Below are 14,313 nucleotides of genomic sequence, written 5' to 3' on the forward strand. Positions count from 1 at the left end.
TAAGCAGCAAAGCCACCCGCTATTTGCTGCGAAAACGCGAGGTGCAAAGGCATGAGAGGATTGAAATTGCTGGTTGCTGCGTCCCTGACGACCTTGGGATTGTCGGTGGCCTCATTGCCGATATCGGCCGCCCAGGCACCGGTGCATTTCGCCGACCTGAACTGGGAAAGTGGCAGTCTGATCACCGAAGTACTGCGCTTTATCGTCGAAAAGGGCTACGGCCTGCCCACCGACACCTTGCCCGGTACCACCATTACCCTGGAAACCGCACTGGCGAAAAATGATATCCAGGTGATCGGCGAAGAATGGGCCGGCCGTAGTCCGGTATGGATCAAGGCCGAGGCCGAAGGCAAAGTGCTGGGCCTGGGTGATACGGTCAAGGGCGCCACCGAAGGCTGGTGGGTGCCGGAATATGTGGTCAAGGGTGACCCCGCCAAAGGCCTCCAGCCACTGGCTCCGGACCTTAAGCGTGTGCAGGACCTGGCGCGCTACAAGGACGTGTTCAAGGACCCCGAGTCCCCCGGCAAAGGGCGCTTTCTCAACAGCCCGATCGGTTGGACCTCCGAAGTGGTCAACGCACAGAAGCTCAAGGCTTATGGCCTGGACGACAGTTACGTGAACTTTCGCAGCGGTTCGGGTGCGGCGCTGGATGCCGAGATCGCCTCGTCGATCCGTCGGGGCAAGCCTGTGTTGTTCTATTACTGGTCGCCGACGCCCTTGATGGGGCGTTACAAATTGATCCAGCTTGAGGAGCCGGCGTTTGACGCCGATGCCTGGAAGACGCTGACCGATGCGGATAATCCTAATCCACGTCCGACTCGCTCGTTGGCGTCCAAATTGAGCATTGGTGTGTCGACGCCGTTCCAGCAGGAACATCCGCAGATTGCCGAGTTTTTTACCAAGGTCCAATTCCCCATTGAGCCGCTGAATAAAGCGTTGGCGGCGATGAGTGAGAACCACACACCGCCACGGGATGTGGCTCAGGCGTTTTTGAAGGAACATCCTGAGGTGTGGAGGACGTGGTTGACGGAGGATGTGGCGCAGAAGGTTGAGGCGAGCCTCAAGTAGCCGAAGTTCTTTCAATTGAGTGGAGATCCCAATGTGGGAGCGAGCAAGCCCGCTCCCACATTTTTGATTGCATCCCAGGTTTAGAACCGGGTCTGTACCGCCAACTCAAACGTCCGCGGCGACCCCAAATAATACGCTGGCGACACATGCGCAAACTCGGCATACACCTCATTCGTCAGGTTACGCACCCGGCCCGTCACCGAAGTGTGTGAGTCCACCTTATAGCGCAGGAACGTCCCGAATAACGTGTAGGCCGGCACCGTCATCGTATTGGCATTGTCCGCATACACCTGCGCCACGTACCGCGCATCCACACCGCCTTGCCAATCCTCGGCAAAATCATAAGTCAGCCAGAGATTACCCACGCGCTTGGGCACGTTGGTGGGTGTATTACCCTTGCGCGAGACCACGGCGCCGCTGGCAATTTTCTCGTTGAAGTCGTCGTACTCCGCATCTACCCAGGCGAAGTTGCCCTCGGCCAGCAACTTGGGAGTGATGCGCAATGAGCTGGCCAACTCGATGCCTTTGGAGGACTGTGCGCCCACCGGAATGCTGTTGTTCGGGTCCAGCGGGTCGGTAACGGCAAAGTCTTTGCGTTCGATCTTATAGGCGGCGACGGTGGCCGAACCGCGACCGTCCAGGTAGTCGAACTTGCTGCCCACTTCCCACTGTTTGCCGGTCGATACATCGAACACTTGAGTCGTAGTTGATGGTTGCTCGGCGGCGGTGCTGTATTGCACATACACATTGGCTGACGGGATGAACTGGTAGGTCAGGCCCACGCGACCGGTCACCGGCTCCCAACTGCGTTTGAAGTGCCGGGGGTTGCTGGCCGTCACGGTGCTATGGTTGGTTACATCCAGGTCGATGGCGTCGTAACGCAGACCGGTGAGCAGTGACAATTTGTCGGTCAGGCCCAGGCGGTTTTCTACAAATAACGCCTTGGTGGTGACCTCGTTGGTCTTGTCCTTGATGAGGTCAGGTTTGGTACCCGGGATGTCATAGAAATGCCCTGGGTCGTAGTTGTTCGGGTTTACCGTGCTGTTGCCCGCCACTCTGAACGGGCTGCTGGTGGTGCTGTTGACCTTGTACTCAAAGCCGCCAGACCAAGTGGTTGAGAGACCGAAGAAGCTATCGTCATGGCGCAGCTCGAACTGGTTGCCGTGCTGTTCACCCTGATGGCGCACTTGATAGGCGGTCGAGCGGTTCACCGCGCTGTTGTCGGCGTTGTACTGGTAGGTTTCCAGGTTGCGGTAATCGCGTTGGCTGTCCAGGTGATACAAGGTGTTTTTCAGCGTGGTGCTGTCATTGATCCGGTAGTCGATGATCGAGCGCGCCCAGAGCGTACGTTGCTCGTAACGGCCATCGGCGACGTTGTAGTTGTTGAACCGGTTATGTTTGTCGATCTTCAACTCTCCAGCTTTGGGGTTGAGTACCGGCGTCCCCCAGTAGGGGCTGTCTTCATGCTCGTCCTGGTATTCCAGTGCCAGGGTGTGGGACAGGCTGGGCGTCAAGTCGCTGAGCAGGGAAAACGCCACGCTCCAGGCATCACGCTGGTCGCGGTCGATGTAGCTATGGTTAGTGTTGCGGCTGACATCCAGGCGCGCGTAATGCTGCACCTCGGCACCCGGTTCGGTCAGGGCGTGGTTCAGGCCAAAGGCCATACCGGCGGTGTCGTAGCTGCCATAGGTCAGTTGGCCCTCAGCGGCTTGTTCCTCACGGGTCGCAAGCTTGGTCACGTAGTTCAGCGAACCGCCCACGGAGCCTGCACCGTTGATCAGGGAGGAGGGGCCGCCGACCAGTTCGACACGGTCATAGATCCACGCATCCACCGGCCGGGCCAAGCCGGTGGCGACGTTGATTCCGTTGAACATCTGTGTGATTTGGCTGCTGGTAAATCCACGGTAGGACACAAAACCGCCAAACCCTGGCGGCGCGCTGGCGTTGACGCCGGGCAAGGTGTTAGCCGCATCACGGAAGGTCTTGGCGCCATGGCGCTCTATGTCATTGCGATTGGCGATGGCTACCGACGCCGGAGTCTCGCGCACGCTCAGTCCGAGCCGTGAAGCCATGCCGCTGGATTGATCCAGGGCCAGGCCGGGCTCAGCGGTTTGTTCGCCATCAATGGTGGTCGGGGCCAACTCGAGCGCCCAGCCGCAGACAGGCAGGCAGCCGAACAGGCCTGCCAACAGGGGTAAATGTTTCATGGTTGAATCCTGAAAAACTTGGCTTGAAAACAACGCACAGCCGTCCGTATTCCCCGATGGGAGCGGTGGTGGTGCAGATCAGAAAGCGAAGGGATCAGGCGAAAGCGGGAGGCGCACGCGGGTGGGCCGTGGGCCAGGTGAAGCGGGCAGGGATGTCAGCGGCGATAACCACAGCCGGAGGCGGCGCGTGGGGTTGTGGCAAAACCGCCACATTCAGGCTGGTGTTGAGTGCCGGGCCCATGCCACCGGTTGAGCACAACGGGCAACCGAACGCCTTGGACAGCGTCGGCAGGTTCTCATCCGTGGAGTTGTTCTGCGTGGGTGCCTGGGTACGCGGGTCCACCGTACAAAACTGACCGCCGATGCCGTTGAGCTGCATCCCCAGCATCTGTCCATGACCAATACTGCACGCGAACACATTGAACAGGACGCAGCAGTAGAGCATCCAGGCAATGAGCGAGCGGTCGGCACGGGCGATTTTCATGGGGCGGCACTTTACCATCACCCGCCGACGAAATGCCTACAAAAAATCTCAGGGCGACTATGCTCATGCGCACATTTTCAGGGAGCGCCCGTCATGAGCTTTGTCATCGCGCGATGGATCGTCGGGGTTTTTACCTGCATCAGCATGGTGCACTTGTATTGGGCCGCCGGCGGCAAACTGGGCAGTCTTGCGGCTATTCCCCAATTACCCGGCGAGTTTGCCCGTGGACCAAGGCCGGCGTTTAAACCTTCGGCGCTGGGCACGTTCCTGGTGGCGATGGGGTTGGTGGCGATTGCGTTGCTCGTCTGCCTGCGTGCCGGGCTGTACTTTTCGCCAGTGTCCCATGGGGCGCTGCAATGGGGAATCAGCGCGATTGCCGTGGTGATGTTTGCCAGGGCGATTGGGGATTCGGAACTGGTGGGGTTTTTCAAGAAGGTCGGTGGGTCCAGGTTTGCGCGGTTGGATACGTATTTTTATTCGCCGTTGTGTTTGGTGCTGGGGGTGGGGTTGTTGGTGGTGGCGTGGGGGTGAGAGGTTTAAGGCCCGATCGCTCATCAGTCCGGGCAGTCAGGTTGAATGAAGTATAAGTTGGACATGGAGCCGGGGATTTTCTTGGCCTTTCCCTGTTTCAGATACTCATTGAAGTCATGTTCCAGAAATTCTTTGTTGGTGTATTTTTTGTATTTACGCGGCAGCTCACATGCATACATGTATAGCCGCCAAAAAAAGACTCTCAGCAATCCCAAAGCCAATCTGCGCCCGGCGTTGAACGTCACTGACCTGGCGAACAAGGAATAGATGGCGTCCTGCTATTCCTGCTCGTGGTGCTGGTATGGCTCACAGCGCACCGTGCAGGCGAGTGCGGCCTATCAGTGGTGAAATCTCGCCGATAAGGCAATTTAATGGCCCCTTTGTAACAAAATTCTCGCCAGAATCACTTTTATTTTCAGGTGGTTAGGTGAGGAAGCAAATGCGCACTGTTGGAATCATGCTGATCGCCTGCTCCCTGGCCGGCGGCGCGGTTACCGTGCAGGCACGGGAGTTGCGCGAAGGTGACAAGTACATGTGCAGTTGGGGTGCTGGCACTGCCGCCCGAGCGCAGGAACTCAAGCTGTCGGGCGTGTCGTTATATGCCGCGCGGCAGAAGATCCAGACCATCAAGTTCAGCAAGTCGTGGATGCGCATGATGGCCATGGGCATTACCGAACAGACTTATGACAGCCGCTCACGGCTTAAACCCGAGGCGATTCGCCAGGGCTTTTATCAGGATTGCCTGCGCTACAAGGTGGCGCGTAAGTAACTCGCGAGCGCTTTGCACCGGCCAGTGCAAAATCTGCGTAAGCCCGTCCAACTTTGCCCAGGTGCGCCTCGCCATACTGGCGCCAGGCAAACCAAGAGGCACAGGCCATGACTGATTACGTATTCACCCCCGCGCAAACGCCATCCCTTGCCGTACAGGGCAGCGACGCGCGGTTTCCGCTACGCCGCGTATTCTGCGTGGGCCGCAACTACAGTGAACATGCCCGGGAAATGGGGCATGACCCGGACCGCGAGCCGCCATTTTTCTTTATGAAACCGGCGGATGCGGTGGTGCCGGCCAAAGGCGTGATCGCGTATCCGCCGCTGACCGCCGACCTGCACCATGAAGTGGAACTGGTGGTGGCCATCGGCAAGGGTGGGGTGGATATCACCCCCGAAGAGGCGTTTTCCCACGTATGGGGTTACGGAGTCGGCATCGACCTTACTCGCCGCGACCTGCAAGCCCAGGCGAAAAAGCTCTCTCGTCCGTGGGAATGGGCCAAGGCCTTTGATGAATCGGCGCCGAGTACCGCGTTACAACCAGTGAGCGCGGTCGGGCACCCGTCCACCGGGACAATCTGGCTGAAGGTCAATGGTGAACAGCGCCAGATCGGGGATCTGGCCGACCAGATCTGGTCCGTCAGCGAAGTGATCAGTCATGCCTCAAAATCCGTCGCGCTCAAGGCCGGCGACCTGATTTTCACCGGTACTCCCGCAGGCGTCGGTGCGTTGCAGCCGGGGGATGTGGTCACCGCCGGTATCGACGGTGTGGGCGAGTTGAGTTTCACTCTCGGCCAGGGTTGAGGCTAAAGTGGTGCCCAGGCCACCCGAGAGATAGTTATGCCAGGCACCCGCGTCACCACTTATGGCATGGAACAGCGCAGCGACCGCCCCGACTTCTATATCCGCGACAAACGCGGGCGGGCGGCGCTGACCAGTCCCCATCGGCATGAATACTTTCAGATCCAGATCAACTTAGGCGGCGACACCGTGCAGCATATCGGTGGTGCGGTGCGGCCGTTTCCACGTAAAGCCCTGGCGTTTATCCTGCCCCATCGCCTGCATGTGATTCCCCATCCCGAAGACGGCGAGTTCATGCTGATTAACTTCAGCCAAGCGTTCTTCCTGCCGCAACTGACGTGCGACCCGCTGGACCTGGAGGACATTCCCATCGGCCAGGCACCCGAGTTGTCGCCGTTTCGCTTTCAGGAACAGTTGGATTTCATCCTCGACGATGCGGCATTCGACGAAGTGAAAACCTGGCTCGCTCATATGCGTACCCTCGACGCCCATCGCACCTTCGGCGCCCGTGAGCGGCTAAAAGGCTACCTGTTTCAACTGATCGGCCTGGTCTGCGAACAGTACGCCGAACCGCTGCAGGCGCTTGCCGCCAACAATGCCACCCGGCGCGGGCGCAAGGATGCGCTGGCTCGCGTTCAGGGTTATATCCGCGAGCATCTGCACGAGCCGACCCTTAACCTTTCCGACACGGCCGCTGCTGCCTTCTTGTCGCCTAACTACCTCACCCACCTGCTGCGCAAGGAAACCGGCAAACCCTTCTCTCAATGGGTGCTGGATCGCCGTATGCAATTGGCGCGGACCTTGTTGCTCAACAGCGCGCAGATGATTGGGGTTATCGCCCAGCGCTGTGGGTTCACTGATGAAGCGTACTTTTCCCGCTGCTTTCGCAAGGCCCATGGCTTGGCGCCGGGGAAATTTCGTCGTCAGCAGCAAGAAAAGTCCCTGTAATCTCTCGCTTTTTACAAATCCACGACAATGCATATGTTTCTATTTGCATACAATCGCGTGCTTCAACGGAGGAGGCGCCTATGGAAATCGTTGTACGGCTGGCGACGCTTGTGGATATCGACACGTTGTTCGCCATTCGCACCTCTGTCGTGCAGAACCACTTGAGCCGTGAACAAATGACGGACCTTGGCATTACGCCACAGGTGCTGGCGGACAGCATCCGTGAAGCGCCGTGTGTGTGGATTGCCGAAGTGGATGGCCGCCCGGCTGCGTTTTCCATGGTCGACCTGGCCGAAGGCGAGGTGTTTGCGATGTTCGTGCAGCCTGCCTATGAAGGCCATGGTTTAGGTCGCCAGTTGATGGCGGTGGCTGAAGCGGCTTTGTTTGAATGCCATGACACGTTGTTCCTGATCACCGACGGGCGTGATGAAATCCGCGCCAACGGGTTTTACCAGCGACTGGGCTGGTCGGTGGTGGGGCGGGTCGATGGAGACGACGTTCGTTATGAGAAGAGCAGGGCGTCTTAGTCCCATGAACCCACCAGAACCCCCTGCGCCCAACAACTTCCGCTACTTTGCGATCGGGGTTCTGTGCGTCGCCGTGCTGCTCGGCATCTATTTTGTACGGCACAATGCCCAGGTCGATCAGGAGCGGGAAGAGGCCGCCGAGCGTCTGGCGCTTTGCCAACATATAGAGAGTGTTGCCCGCGCAGCCTTATCCACGAAGTTCGAATCTCCCGAATACTGTAAGCAACTAAGGAAGCGTTTTTCCGGAGCGGTTGCGCCGTTATAATTAATAACCACACTTTAATGGCGGGAATGCAGCGATGAAGTAGTGAGGTGTATAACGACGCGCGCACCAAAAAATGGCATTTATAATGCCGGCCACCTTAAAAAATGTGTGGTTATTGAATGACTTACAGCGATTTTAATCCGACGAAAGGATTAAAATAATCTTGTTACGGATTTTTACAATCGGTACTATAGCCGTGCGTTCACCTCCCACGGTTTATGCATTTTTAAATCCCAAGTTTCCATCAGCTACTTGGGATTTTTTTTGCCTGGAATTTGACCTCGGCGTCAAACTTCAATGTCGGCAAACTCTGCACGCATCCGTCCATTGTGTTTGGCTTGGTACAGCAACTTATCCACGGCTTCGACAAACCCCAACATCGCACTGTTTGGCGTAACGATATGGGTGCCGACCCCCAGGCTCAGGGTCAGCAGCTTCGAGGCGGGTGAAAAGTCGTGTTCGATCTGTTGCTGGCTAATCAGATGCAGGCAGCGTTGCGCCACCTGCCTGGCTGAGGCCGCGTCGGTCTCCGGCAGCAACCACACAAACTCCTCGCCGCCGATACGGGCAATGAAGTCTCGTGGCCGGTTGGCCGCCAGCGACAAGGTGCGTGCCACCTGGCGCAGGCATTCATCGCCCTTGATATGGCCGTAATGGTCGTTGTACTGCTTGAAAAAATCGATATCGAGGATGATCAACGACAGCGGCAATTGGCTGCGCTGGGCGCTGGCCCATTCCCGCTCCAGCACGGTGTCGAACATGCGGCGGTTGGCGATGCTGGTAAGGCCGTCCTGGAAGGAATACTCCTCCAGTTGTTTTTGCAGACGGGTCAGGTGTTCTTCAGTCTTTTTGCGCTCACTGATATCGAACATGAAGCCGATCAGTGCTTCGACTTCTCCCTCCTTGCGCACCACGTGCACCACGTCGCGAATCCACACATAGTCGCCGTTGACCGTCAGCGCCCGGTAGTCGGCCTCGTGGTCCACGCCGGCGCGCGATTGCGACACGCAGAAATTCACCACATATTCACGGTCGTCCGGGTGCATACGTTCAACCCAATCGTCCACGCTGACCCAGCTTTGCGGGGTCCAACCCAGCAGTGCCTCGATCTGTGGGCCTATGTAGCTGAACGTCATAGTCTGCCAATCGATGCGCCAAGGGATCGCCTTGGTCGACTCCAACAGTGTTTTGTACACGTCACTGTCGGGCTGGTTCGGAGGGTCGATACTCATGCAGGGCTGCTCAAGAAGAGGGCGAAGAACCAAGAGCCTCTGGTGATCGACACCGGGAGTCAAGCCTAAGCCTGGGCAGCAGACGAGAGGTCGTGTGCTGGGTTTTTGGCGTCAGTGTGCCAGCGCTTACAAGGCAAAATGAGGCATAGGTAACACTTTTGAATTAATTGTTCCGTTGCAGGCAAAACCTTATCTATTCTGGTTGCATCACACCTACAGGGTAGAACCCAGGGACGGGGACTTATCATGATTTCGATCGCCGAACTCAACCGTATCATGGCCTCGGGTTTCCTGCCGTTGGCCTGTGATTGCAGCCTGAACAGCGACGGCTCATTGCGCATCAGCGTCTTTGAACCGGCGTCCGGTCGCGTCGACTTGCTGCTGACCCGGGTTTCGCCCCAAGGCTTGGACAGCATCCGTTCCATCTCAAACCTTATTGGCGAGCTGCGCACCGAGATCAAGGCCGGGCGCCGTGGTTTTGCGGCGATGGGCTAGCTGTTGACGGTGGCGGTTGGGGTCGAGACTGCGCCGTAGTAGCGCCAGCAACAGTGCCGGTGTTCAGGCAGGATCACGCAGCCGCTGAGGCTGACGATCAACAGGGCGGCAACGAGCATATATAGGCGACGGGACATGATGTTTCCTCATGGTGTGTTCTGCGTTAACCGTTGAACGGCACCACCCGCACAAATCCGTCGCGATACTTTCAAACATTTCATCCAGCGTGTTCATTCGCTGAGCAATACTTCCCTTCTATCAGCGTCGAGAAAAAATTCGCGTTTTTCGCGACGGATTTCCCGCCACCCCATCGTTCAACCCATCAGCAGCGAACATTTTCGTCCGCCGTATGAAGGAGTTGCCATGAACCCACTGGCCAAACTGCGTTATGCCTTGCTCGTCCCGCTGGCCTTCGCCGCGCTTGTCAGCACCCCGACCTTTGCCCAGACCGAAGTGATCATTCGCCAGGCGCCACCGGTGGAGCGCGTCGAGGTGATTCCCGCCGAACGTCCGGGTTACGCCTGGGACCGTGGGCACTGGCGTTGGGAAGGCGGTGCCTATGCCTGGGTGCCGGGTCACTGGCAGCCGGTGATGCGTAATGCGCGTTGGGAACCTGGGCACTGGGAATCCCATGGGCCGAACTGGTACTGGCGCGAAGGCCATTGGATCCGCTGAAACCTGAAACTTAGCCACCGGACCGAGAGTTACCCGATTGAAAGACACTGATCCGGACGTTGAGCTACTGGCGCGTATCGGCAACAACGAACCAGCCGCCGTCAACGAAATGGTGACGCGCAAGCTGCCGCGGTTGCTGGCGCTCGCCAGTCGGATCCTGGGGGATGCCGACGAGGCCAAGGACGTGGCCCAGGAAAGCTTCCTGCGGATCTGGCGCCAGGCGGCCAACTGGCGCGCCGGTGAAGCACGTTTCGACACCTGGCTGCACCGAGTGGTACTTAACCTGTGCCATGACCGTTTGCGCCGGCGCAAGGAACGCCCGTTGAACGAGGACGAGGTGCTTGAGCTGGCGGATAGCGCGCCGTCCCCGGATGAGCAGTTGGAAACCGCCGACCGCAGCGCACGGATGGCCGCCGCGTTGGCGGCCTTGCCCGAGCGCCAGCGCGAAGCCATTGTGCTGCAGTATTACCAGGAGCTGTCGAACATCGACGCCGCGGCCCTGATGAATATCAGCGTCGAGGCACTGGAGAGCCTGCTGTCGCGGGCCCGACGCCAGTTGCGCAATCAACTTGCCGACACACCAGGGCTTGCCCGCCCAGGAAGGGAAAAACCATGACGCCCGAACGATTTGCTCACTTGGCTGATGCCTACGGGGCCAGCCTGCATCGCTGGCCCATCGCCGAACAAGCCGCGGCCCAGGCGCTGCTCGACAGTGGTAACGCCAACGCCCGCGAGGCATTGCACGAGGCAAGCTGGCTCGATACGCAGTTGGACGGTCATCAACTGGCCTTCATTGACCCGGCGCTGGCGCGGCAGATTCGCCAGTCCGCACCGCGCCGGGCCTCTTTCTGGTCGCGCTACGCCAGTTGGTTATCGCCCGCAGGCCTCGTCGGCGTGGGCATTGCGGGCATCGCCGCGGGGGTGTTGGTGACGTCGCTGAGCGTGCCATTGCCAATGCTCTCATCCGAAGTGCTGCCCAGTGTCTTCGATCAGGGCGATGCCGAAGTCGTTTTCACCGTCAACGCCGAGGAAACCGAGCAATGACCCCCAAATCCCTTAAACCGTGGTTGGTTGTCTCGGTGTTGCTCAACGTGTTTTTGATCGGCGGTGTGGGTGGCGGCCTCTACCATTGGATAGCCATTGCCAAGCCTGCCGAGGCGGTGGTCAACCAGCACGGTTTGCGCCAGGCGATGATCAAGCTGCCGGCAGAACGACGCAAGGAACTGCGTGAGTTGCTGCGCCATAACCGTGCTGACAGCCAACCGCTGATCATGGCCGGGCGCGAAGCACGCCTGGGCGTGATCAAACAATTGGAAGCGCCGACCCTGGATCGCGACGTGCTCGTCACTGAGCTGGCCAAGGCACGCGAGGCAGACGTTGCGCTCAGGGCTATGGTGGACACCACGTTGGCGCAGTTTGCGAGCAACTTGCCACAGGATGAGCGGCAGAAACTGGTTGAGGCGCTGTACCAGCGTGGGCAGGCCAAAACCAAGGAGAAGCTGCCCCAAGTGGTGGGGAATAAGCCGCGCTCTTGAGTCGTAATGCCGATTAAGGTTTTGGGTAAACGAGCCGAAACAGCAGCTGGGATTAAGCGTAATCTTGCGCGTGGCTGTTTAGCCGACCGTCTGCCTTGGGGCGTTTCATGCAAAGGATGCTATGCGGTATTTTGAGCCTGGCGATCATCACATCATCGCTGGGTGGCTGTGCGACGGCGCCGGCAAGGCCGACGGTTGTAGGGCCTGAGGTCTATGGGTTCACGCTCTATCAAAAAATGACCGGTGAGCAGTTCGATTCGTTGACTCGTATTTACAAGAACTATGACGGCGCCCTGGAGCTGTATTTGAAAGCCTCCCCGGACGGCGGTGTGCTGGGGCTTTATGCGGATTCCAGTTGGTGGCTGGATACCGTGAGTAAAACCAGCAAGCTGTATTTCACCGAACCTGAATGCCAGGTTGCCCAGCACGCGGATGAGGCGCAACTCAAGGCCGTGGTCGATGGCTTCAATACGCAGCAGTCAGGGGATTTTAGTGCGGTCCACACGGTGGATGCCTGCAAGCGGTTTACCGGGCAAGGGCTGGAAGGGGAGGCCTACCGTTATACGCTTTGGGCCACGCTGCAATCCAAGACCCTGACGCCTGGGCAAGGGTATACGCGCAAGCCTGAGGTTGTGCGTGCCGGTGTCTTGGATTGGGTGGTGTTGGCGGCTGCCATTCCGTTGTATGTGGTGCTTGTGGTGGTAACTAAAGGCCAGGCGCTTCCAAGCAGCTGTTCTTATGACGTTTCGGTTCCGGGGAATCAGAAAAAGTGTGATAAGGAGCGGGAGGAGAAGCTTGCGAAGGCGGCTGAGACGGAGCGGTTGGAGAAGGGCTACTGAATGAGTACATATCCGTTGCTGCGGTAACGGCTACTTATGGTTTCGCTTTTACAGCGACTCACTTTGGAAAAGCCCCAAAGTAAGCAAAGGGCTCTTGCCCCACCACTCGGCACCTCGCTGTGGCTCGGTGTGCCCGCACGCAGGCTTGAGTCCGTGGGCCGCCGCGATGGGCCATCCTTGGCCCAGCGCGGCTAACCCGGCGTCCTGCCGGGTTACCCACGGATTCAAGCCTGCGTGCGGCCATCGTGGTTAATGGGGCGCCTGAGATCAAGATCACAAGCAGATCAAAAGCAGAGCACGGCGGCCTGAAAGCCGACCTGAGTGGTGTGGAGCAAAAGCCAGATCAGAAGCAGGGCAGAATGCAGTCATCCCTGATGTATGGAGATTAAAAATGTGGAAGCGGGCTTGCTTGCTCGTTTGTTTTACCGCTTTTGATCTACACCACTCAGGTCGGCTTTCAGGCCGCCGTGCTCTGCTTTTGATCTTGATCTTAGGCGACCCGCGCAGCCGTGCCGGAGTGCGGGCACACCGAGCCTAGGCGAGGTGCCGAGTGGTGGGGCAAGAGCGTTTTGGTTACTTTGCCGCTTTTGCAAAGTGACCCGCCGTAAGGGCGGAACCATAAGCGGCCGTTACCCAAATAACGGATATGTACCCAGCGCCCCCGCAACAACCCTAAAACCTACCCCCTAAAAAAGATGTGCAGATACCTAGGCCGCGATGCAGACACCTCGGCCTTGCACCTCGACGCATTGCAAGCGCTTGGGTACCTTGTGAACGCAGCGGCATATTGCCGTTAGTGATTGGCAAGACCGTCAAGGAGCGTTCGATGATTGACCCCCAGGTACTGCAACAACTAGCCCCCAATGGCGTGCTGCGCGCCGCCATCAACCTCGGCAACCCGGTATTGGCACAACGCGGTGCGGACGGTGAGCTTCAGGGCGTCTCCGTGGCGTTGGCCAAGGCGCTGGCCGAAGCGTTGGGTGTCGAGTTGGAATTGATCACGTTTGAGGCGGCGGGCAAGGTCTTCGCCGCGTTGGCCGATGACGTGTGGCGCGTTGCGTTCCTGGCGATTGAACCGGTGCGCGAACAGGAAATAGCCTTCAGCGCGCCGTATGTGGCGATCAAGGGCACGTATCTGGTGGCGGTGGATTCACCGCTCACGCACGTCGCGCAATTGGACGCACCGGGTCGGCGTATCGCGGTCGGCCAGGGTGCGGCCTACGACTTGTACTTGAGCCGTACCGTGCAACATGCCGAACTGGTGCGGGCACCAACTTCTGCGGCAGCGGTGGACTGGTTTATCGAACAGCGCTTGGATGCCGCGGCGGGTGTACGGGATTTCCTGCGAACCCGGGTTTCTGATCAATGGCGTCTGGTGGAGGATGACTTCATGACGATCCGCCAAGCCATGGCGGTTCCGGTGATGCATGCAGCCGCTGCCGCGTTCGTCAAATCCTTTGTCGAACGGCAGAAAGAGAATGGTGTGGTGAAACGAGGGTTGCTGGACAGCGGGCAGAGCGCTGAACTACAGGCGACGTAGGAAGGATTTGACGATGTGCCGGGTCGCGTCGGTGGTGTCCAGCTCGTCCAGGGCGCCAAAGGCGTGCCACTGGCAATCGATGATTTCGTTGCGTGGCTGGGCATCGGCAATGTTCACCACCGAGGCTTCAAACACATGGTGCACGGTGTCGCGGGCCTTCAGTTCCTGCAAGTACAGCAACCCATCCACGTTCAACCCGGTTTCTTCTTCCAGCTCGCGCTCGGCCGCGCCGACCGGCCGTTCGTCACGCTCGACCTTGCCGCCCGGCAATGCCCATTTTGATCTGGCTTTGCGCACGAAGAGGATATGCCCCTCGTGTTCGCAAATGACGGTTGCCCTTATTTTCATGGTGTGTGCCCCACGGCGGGATGATCGTCATAAAAGTGTAATGCAAATGT

Annotated in this window: 19 protein-coding genes; 14 read left to right on the top strand and 5 right to left on the bottom strand. The window is 58.6% G+C overall.

Annotation, left to right across the window (positions count from 1 at the left end):
• Nucleotides 1-51 precede the first annotated feature (51 nt).
• Nucleotides 52-1,068 carry an ABC transporter substrate-binding protein gene (locus tag BFL40_RS14170; protein WP_071484582.1) on the top strand — a complete coding sequence of 339 codons (1,017 nt, stop codon included), beginning with the start codon at nt 52-54 and terminating at the stop codon, nt 1,066-1,068.
• An 80-nt stretch (nt 1,069-1,148) separates the two neighbouring features.
• Here the strand turns inward: BFL40_RS14170 and BFL40_RS14175 are convergent, their stop codons facing one another.
• Nucleotides 1,149-3,275 (bottom strand): TonB-dependent receptor, encoded by a 2,127-nt coding sequence (locus BFL40_RS14175; protein ID WP_071484583.1) that lies wholly within the window; start codon nt 3,273-3,275, stop codon nt 1,149-1,151.
• Between the two features lie 94 nt (nt 3,276-3,369).
• Nucleotides 3,370-3,759: a DUF2946 domain-containing protein gene (locus BFL40_RS14180; protein ID WP_071484584.1), complete on the bottom strand. Its 390-nt coding sequence runs from the start codon at nt 3,757-3,759 to the stop codon at nt 3,370-3,372.
• Between the two features lie 93 nt (nt 3,760-3,852).
• Between BFL40_RS14180 and BFL40_RS14185 the strand changes: the two genes are divergently transcribed.
• The 6 genes from BFL40_RS14185 to BFL40_RS14215 all read left to right on the top strand — a co-directional run bounded on the left by BFL40_RS14185 (nt 3,853) and on the right by BFL40_RS14215 (nt 7,599).
• On the top strand, nt 3,853-4,290 hold the full coding sequence (locus tag BFL40_RS14185; RefSeq protein WP_071484585.1) for a DUF3995 domain-containing protein: 438 nt from the start codon (nt 3,853-3,855) through the stop codon (nt 4,288-4,290).
• 439 nt (nt 4,291-4,729) lie between these two features.
• The gene (locus BFL40_RS14195) at nt 4,730-5,059 is read left to right on the top strand and encodes a hypothetical protein (protein ID WP_071484587.1); all 330 of its coding nucleotides are present in this window, start codon (nt 4,730-4,732) and stop codon (nt 5,057-5,059) included.
• 107 nt (nt 5,060-5,166) lie between these two features.
• Nucleotides 5,167-5,862: a fumarylacetoacetate hydrolase family protein gene (locus BFL40_RS14200; protein ID WP_071484588.1), complete on the top strand. Its 696-nt coding sequence runs from the start codon at nt 5,167-5,169 to the stop codon at nt 5,860-5,862.
• 36 nt (nt 5,863-5,898) lie between these two features.
• Nucleotides 5,899-6,807, top strand: coding sequence for a helix-turn-helix transcriptional regulator (locus BFL40_RS14205; RefSeq protein WP_071484589.1), 909 nt, complete (start codon nt 5,899-5,901; stop codon nt 6,805-6,807).
• Between the two features lie 80 nt (nt 6,808-6,887).
• Nucleotides 6,888-7,334 carry a GNAT family N-acetyltransferase gene (locus BFL40_RS14210; RefSeq protein ID WP_071484590.1) on the top strand — a complete coding sequence of 149 codons (447 nt, stop codon included), beginning with the start codon at nt 6,888-6,890 and terminating at the stop codon, nt 7,332-7,334.
• 4 nt (nt 7,335-7,338) lie between these two features.
• Nucleotides 7,339-7,599, top strand: a complete 261-nt coding sequence (locus BFL40_RS14215; RefSeq protein WP_071484591.1) for a hypothetical protein — start codon at nt 7,339-7,341, stop codon at nt 7,597-7,599.
• A gap of 287 nt (nt 7,600-7,886) precedes the next feature.
• Here BFL40_RS14215 and BFL40_RS14220 read toward each other — a convergent pair whose 3' ends face one another.
• Nucleotides 7,887-8,831: a GGDEF domain-containing protein gene (locus BFL40_RS14220; protein WP_071484592.1), complete on the bottom strand. Its 945-nt coding sequence runs from the start codon at nt 8,829-8,831 to the stop codon at nt 7,887-7,889.
• 246 nt (nt 8,832-9,077) lie between these two features.
• On the opposite strand from BFL40_RS14220, the gene BFL40_RS14225 reads away from it, so the two are divergent.
• Complete coding sequence (locus tag BFL40_RS14225; protein ID WP_071484593.1) at nt 9,078-9,326, top strand: DUF1652 domain-containing protein; 249 nt, start codon at nt 9,078-9,080, stop codon at nt 9,324-9,326.
• Here the strand turns inward: BFL40_RS14225 and BFL40_RS34105 are convergent.
• Nucleotides 9,323-9,463, bottom strand: a complete 141-nt coding sequence (locus BFL40_RS34105; protein WP_162843027.1) for a hypothetical protein — start codon at nt 9,461-9,463, stop codon at nt 9,323-9,325. The two genes, BFL40_RS14225 and BFL40_RS34105, sit on opposite strands and share 4 nt — an antisense overlap.
• A gap of 226 nt (nt 9,464-9,689) precedes the next feature.
• On the opposite strand from BFL40_RS34105, the gene BFL40_RS14230 reads away from it, so the two are divergent.
• The 6 genes from BFL40_RS14230 to BFL40_RS14255 all read left to right on the top strand — a co-directional run bounded on the left by BFL40_RS14230 (nt 9,690) and on the right by BFL40_RS14255 (nt 13,915).
• Complete coding sequence (locus BFL40_RS14230) at nt 9,690-10,001, top strand: YXWGXW repeat-containing protein (protein WP_071484594.1); 312 nt, start codon at nt 9,690-9,692, stop codon at nt 9,999-10,001.
• Between the two features lie 37 nt (nt 10,002-10,038).
• Nucleotides 10,039-10,617: an RNA polymerase sigma factor gene (locus tag BFL40_RS14235; RefSeq protein WP_071484595.1), complete on the top strand. Its 579-nt coding sequence runs from the start codon at nt 10,039-10,041 to the stop codon at nt 10,615-10,617.
• Nucleotides 10,614-11,045, top strand: a complete 432-nt coding sequence (locus BFL40_RS14240; protein WP_071484596.1) for a hypothetical protein — start codon at nt 10,614-10,616, stop codon at nt 11,043-11,045. Before BFL40_RS14235 ends, BFL40_RS14240 begins: the two co-directional genes overlap by 4 nt.
• A complete protein-coding gene (locus BFL40_RS14245) occupies nt 11,042-11,536 on the top strand; it encodes a periplasmic heavy metal sensor (protein WP_071484597.1) in 495 nt (164 codons plus the stop codon). Before BFL40_RS14240 ends, BFL40_RS14245 begins: the two co-directional genes overlap by 4 nt.
• Before the next feature lie 107 nt (nt 11,537-11,643).
• On the top strand, nt 11,644-12,375 hold the full coding sequence (locus tag BFL40_RS14250) for a hypothetical protein (protein WP_071484598.1): 732 nt from the start codon (nt 11,644-11,646) through the stop codon (nt 12,373-12,375).
• Between the two features lie 826 nt (nt 12,376-13,201).
• A complete protein-coding gene (locus tag BFL40_RS14255; protein ID WP_071484599.1) occupies nt 13,202-13,915 on the top strand; it encodes a transporter substrate-binding domain-containing protein in 714 nt (237 codons plus the stop codon).
• On the opposite strand, the gene BFL40_RS14260 is transcribed toward BFL40_RS14255, so the two are convergent.
• Complete coding sequence (locus BFL40_RS14260) at nt 13,901-14,263, bottom strand: NUDIX hydrolase (RefSeq protein WP_071484600.1); 363 nt, start codon at nt 14,261-14,263, stop codon at nt 13,901-13,903. The two genes, BFL40_RS14255 and BFL40_RS14260, sit on opposite strands and share 15 nt — an antisense overlap.
• Nucleotides 14,264-14,313 lie beyond the last annotated feature (50 nt).

This window comes from Pseudomonas costantinii (assembly GCF_001870435.1).
Classification (GTDB): domain Bacteria; phylum Pseudomonadota; class Gammaproteobacteria; order Pseudomonadales; family Pseudomonadaceae; genus Aquipseudomonas; species Aquipseudomonas costantinii.

Coding starts and splice junctions, on each gene's coding strand:
- BFL40_RS14205 (WP_071484589.1), top strand. CDS start 5,899: ATGCCAGGCACCCGCGTCACCACTTATGGCATGGAACAGCGCAGCGAC.
- BFL40_RS14200 (WP_071484588.1), top strand. CDS start 5,167: ATGACTGATTACGTATTCACCCCCGCGCAAACGCCATCCCTTGCCGTA.
- BFL40_RS14240 (WP_071484596.1), top strand. CDS start 10,614: ATGACGCCCGAACGATTTGCTCACTTGGCTGATGCCTACGGGGCCAGC.
- BFL40_RS14215 (WP_071484591.1), top strand. CDS start 7,339: ATGAACCCACCAGAACCCCCTGCGCCCAACAACTTCCGCTACTTTGCG.
- BFL40_RS14245 (WP_071484597.1), top strand. CDS start 11,042: ATGACCCCCAAATCCCTTAAACCGTGGTTGGTTGTCTCGGTGTTGCTC.
- BFL40_RS34105 (WP_162843027.1), bottom strand. CDS start 9,463: ATGTCCCGTCGCCTATATATGCTCGTTGCCGCCCTGTTGATCGTCAGC.
- BFL40_RS14255 (WP_071484599.1), top strand. CDS start 13,202: ATGATTGACCCCCAGGTACTGCAACAACTAGCCCCCAATGGCGTGCTG.
- BFL40_RS14210 (WP_071484590.1), top strand. CDS start 6,888: ATGGAAATCGTTGTACGGCTGGCGACGCTTGTGGATATCGACACGTTG.
- BFL40_RS14185 (WP_071484585.1), top strand. CDS start 3,853: ATGAGCTTTGTCATCGCGCGATGGATCGTCGGGGTTTTTACCTGCATC.
- BFL40_RS14170 (WP_071484582.1), top strand. CDS start 52: ATGAGAGGATTGAAATTGCTGGTTGCTGCGTCCCTGACGACCTTGGGA.
- BFL40_RS14250 (WP_071484598.1), top strand. CDS start 11,644: ATGCAAAGGATGCTATGCGGTATTTTGAGCCTGGCGATCATCACATCA.
- BFL40_RS14225 (WP_071484593.1), top strand. CDS start 9,078: ATGATTTCGATCGCCGAACTCAACCGTATCATGGCCTCGGGTTTCCTG.
- BFL40_RS14195 (WP_071484587.1), top strand. CDS start 4,730: ATGCGCACTGTTGGAATCATGCTGATCGCCTGCTCCCTGGCCGGCGGC.
- BFL40_RS14180 (WP_071484584.1), bottom strand. CDS start 3,759: ATGAAAATCGCCCGTGCCGACCGCTCGCTCATTGCCTGGATGCTCTAC.
- BFL40_RS14175 (WP_071484583.1), bottom strand. CDS start 3,275: ATGAAACATTTACCCCTGTTGGCAGGCCTGTTCGGCTGCCTGCCTGTC.
- BFL40_RS14260 (WP_071484600.1), bottom strand. CDS start 14,263: ATGAAAATAAGGGCAACCGTCATTTGCGAACACGAGGGGCATATCCTC.
- BFL40_RS14230 (WP_071484594.1), top strand. CDS start 9,690: ATGAACCCACTGGCCAAACTGCGTTATGCCTTGCTCGTCCCGCTGGCC.
- BFL40_RS14220 (WP_071484592.1), bottom strand. CDS start 8,831: ATGAGTATCGACCCTCCGAACCAGCCCGACAGTGACGTGTACAAAACA.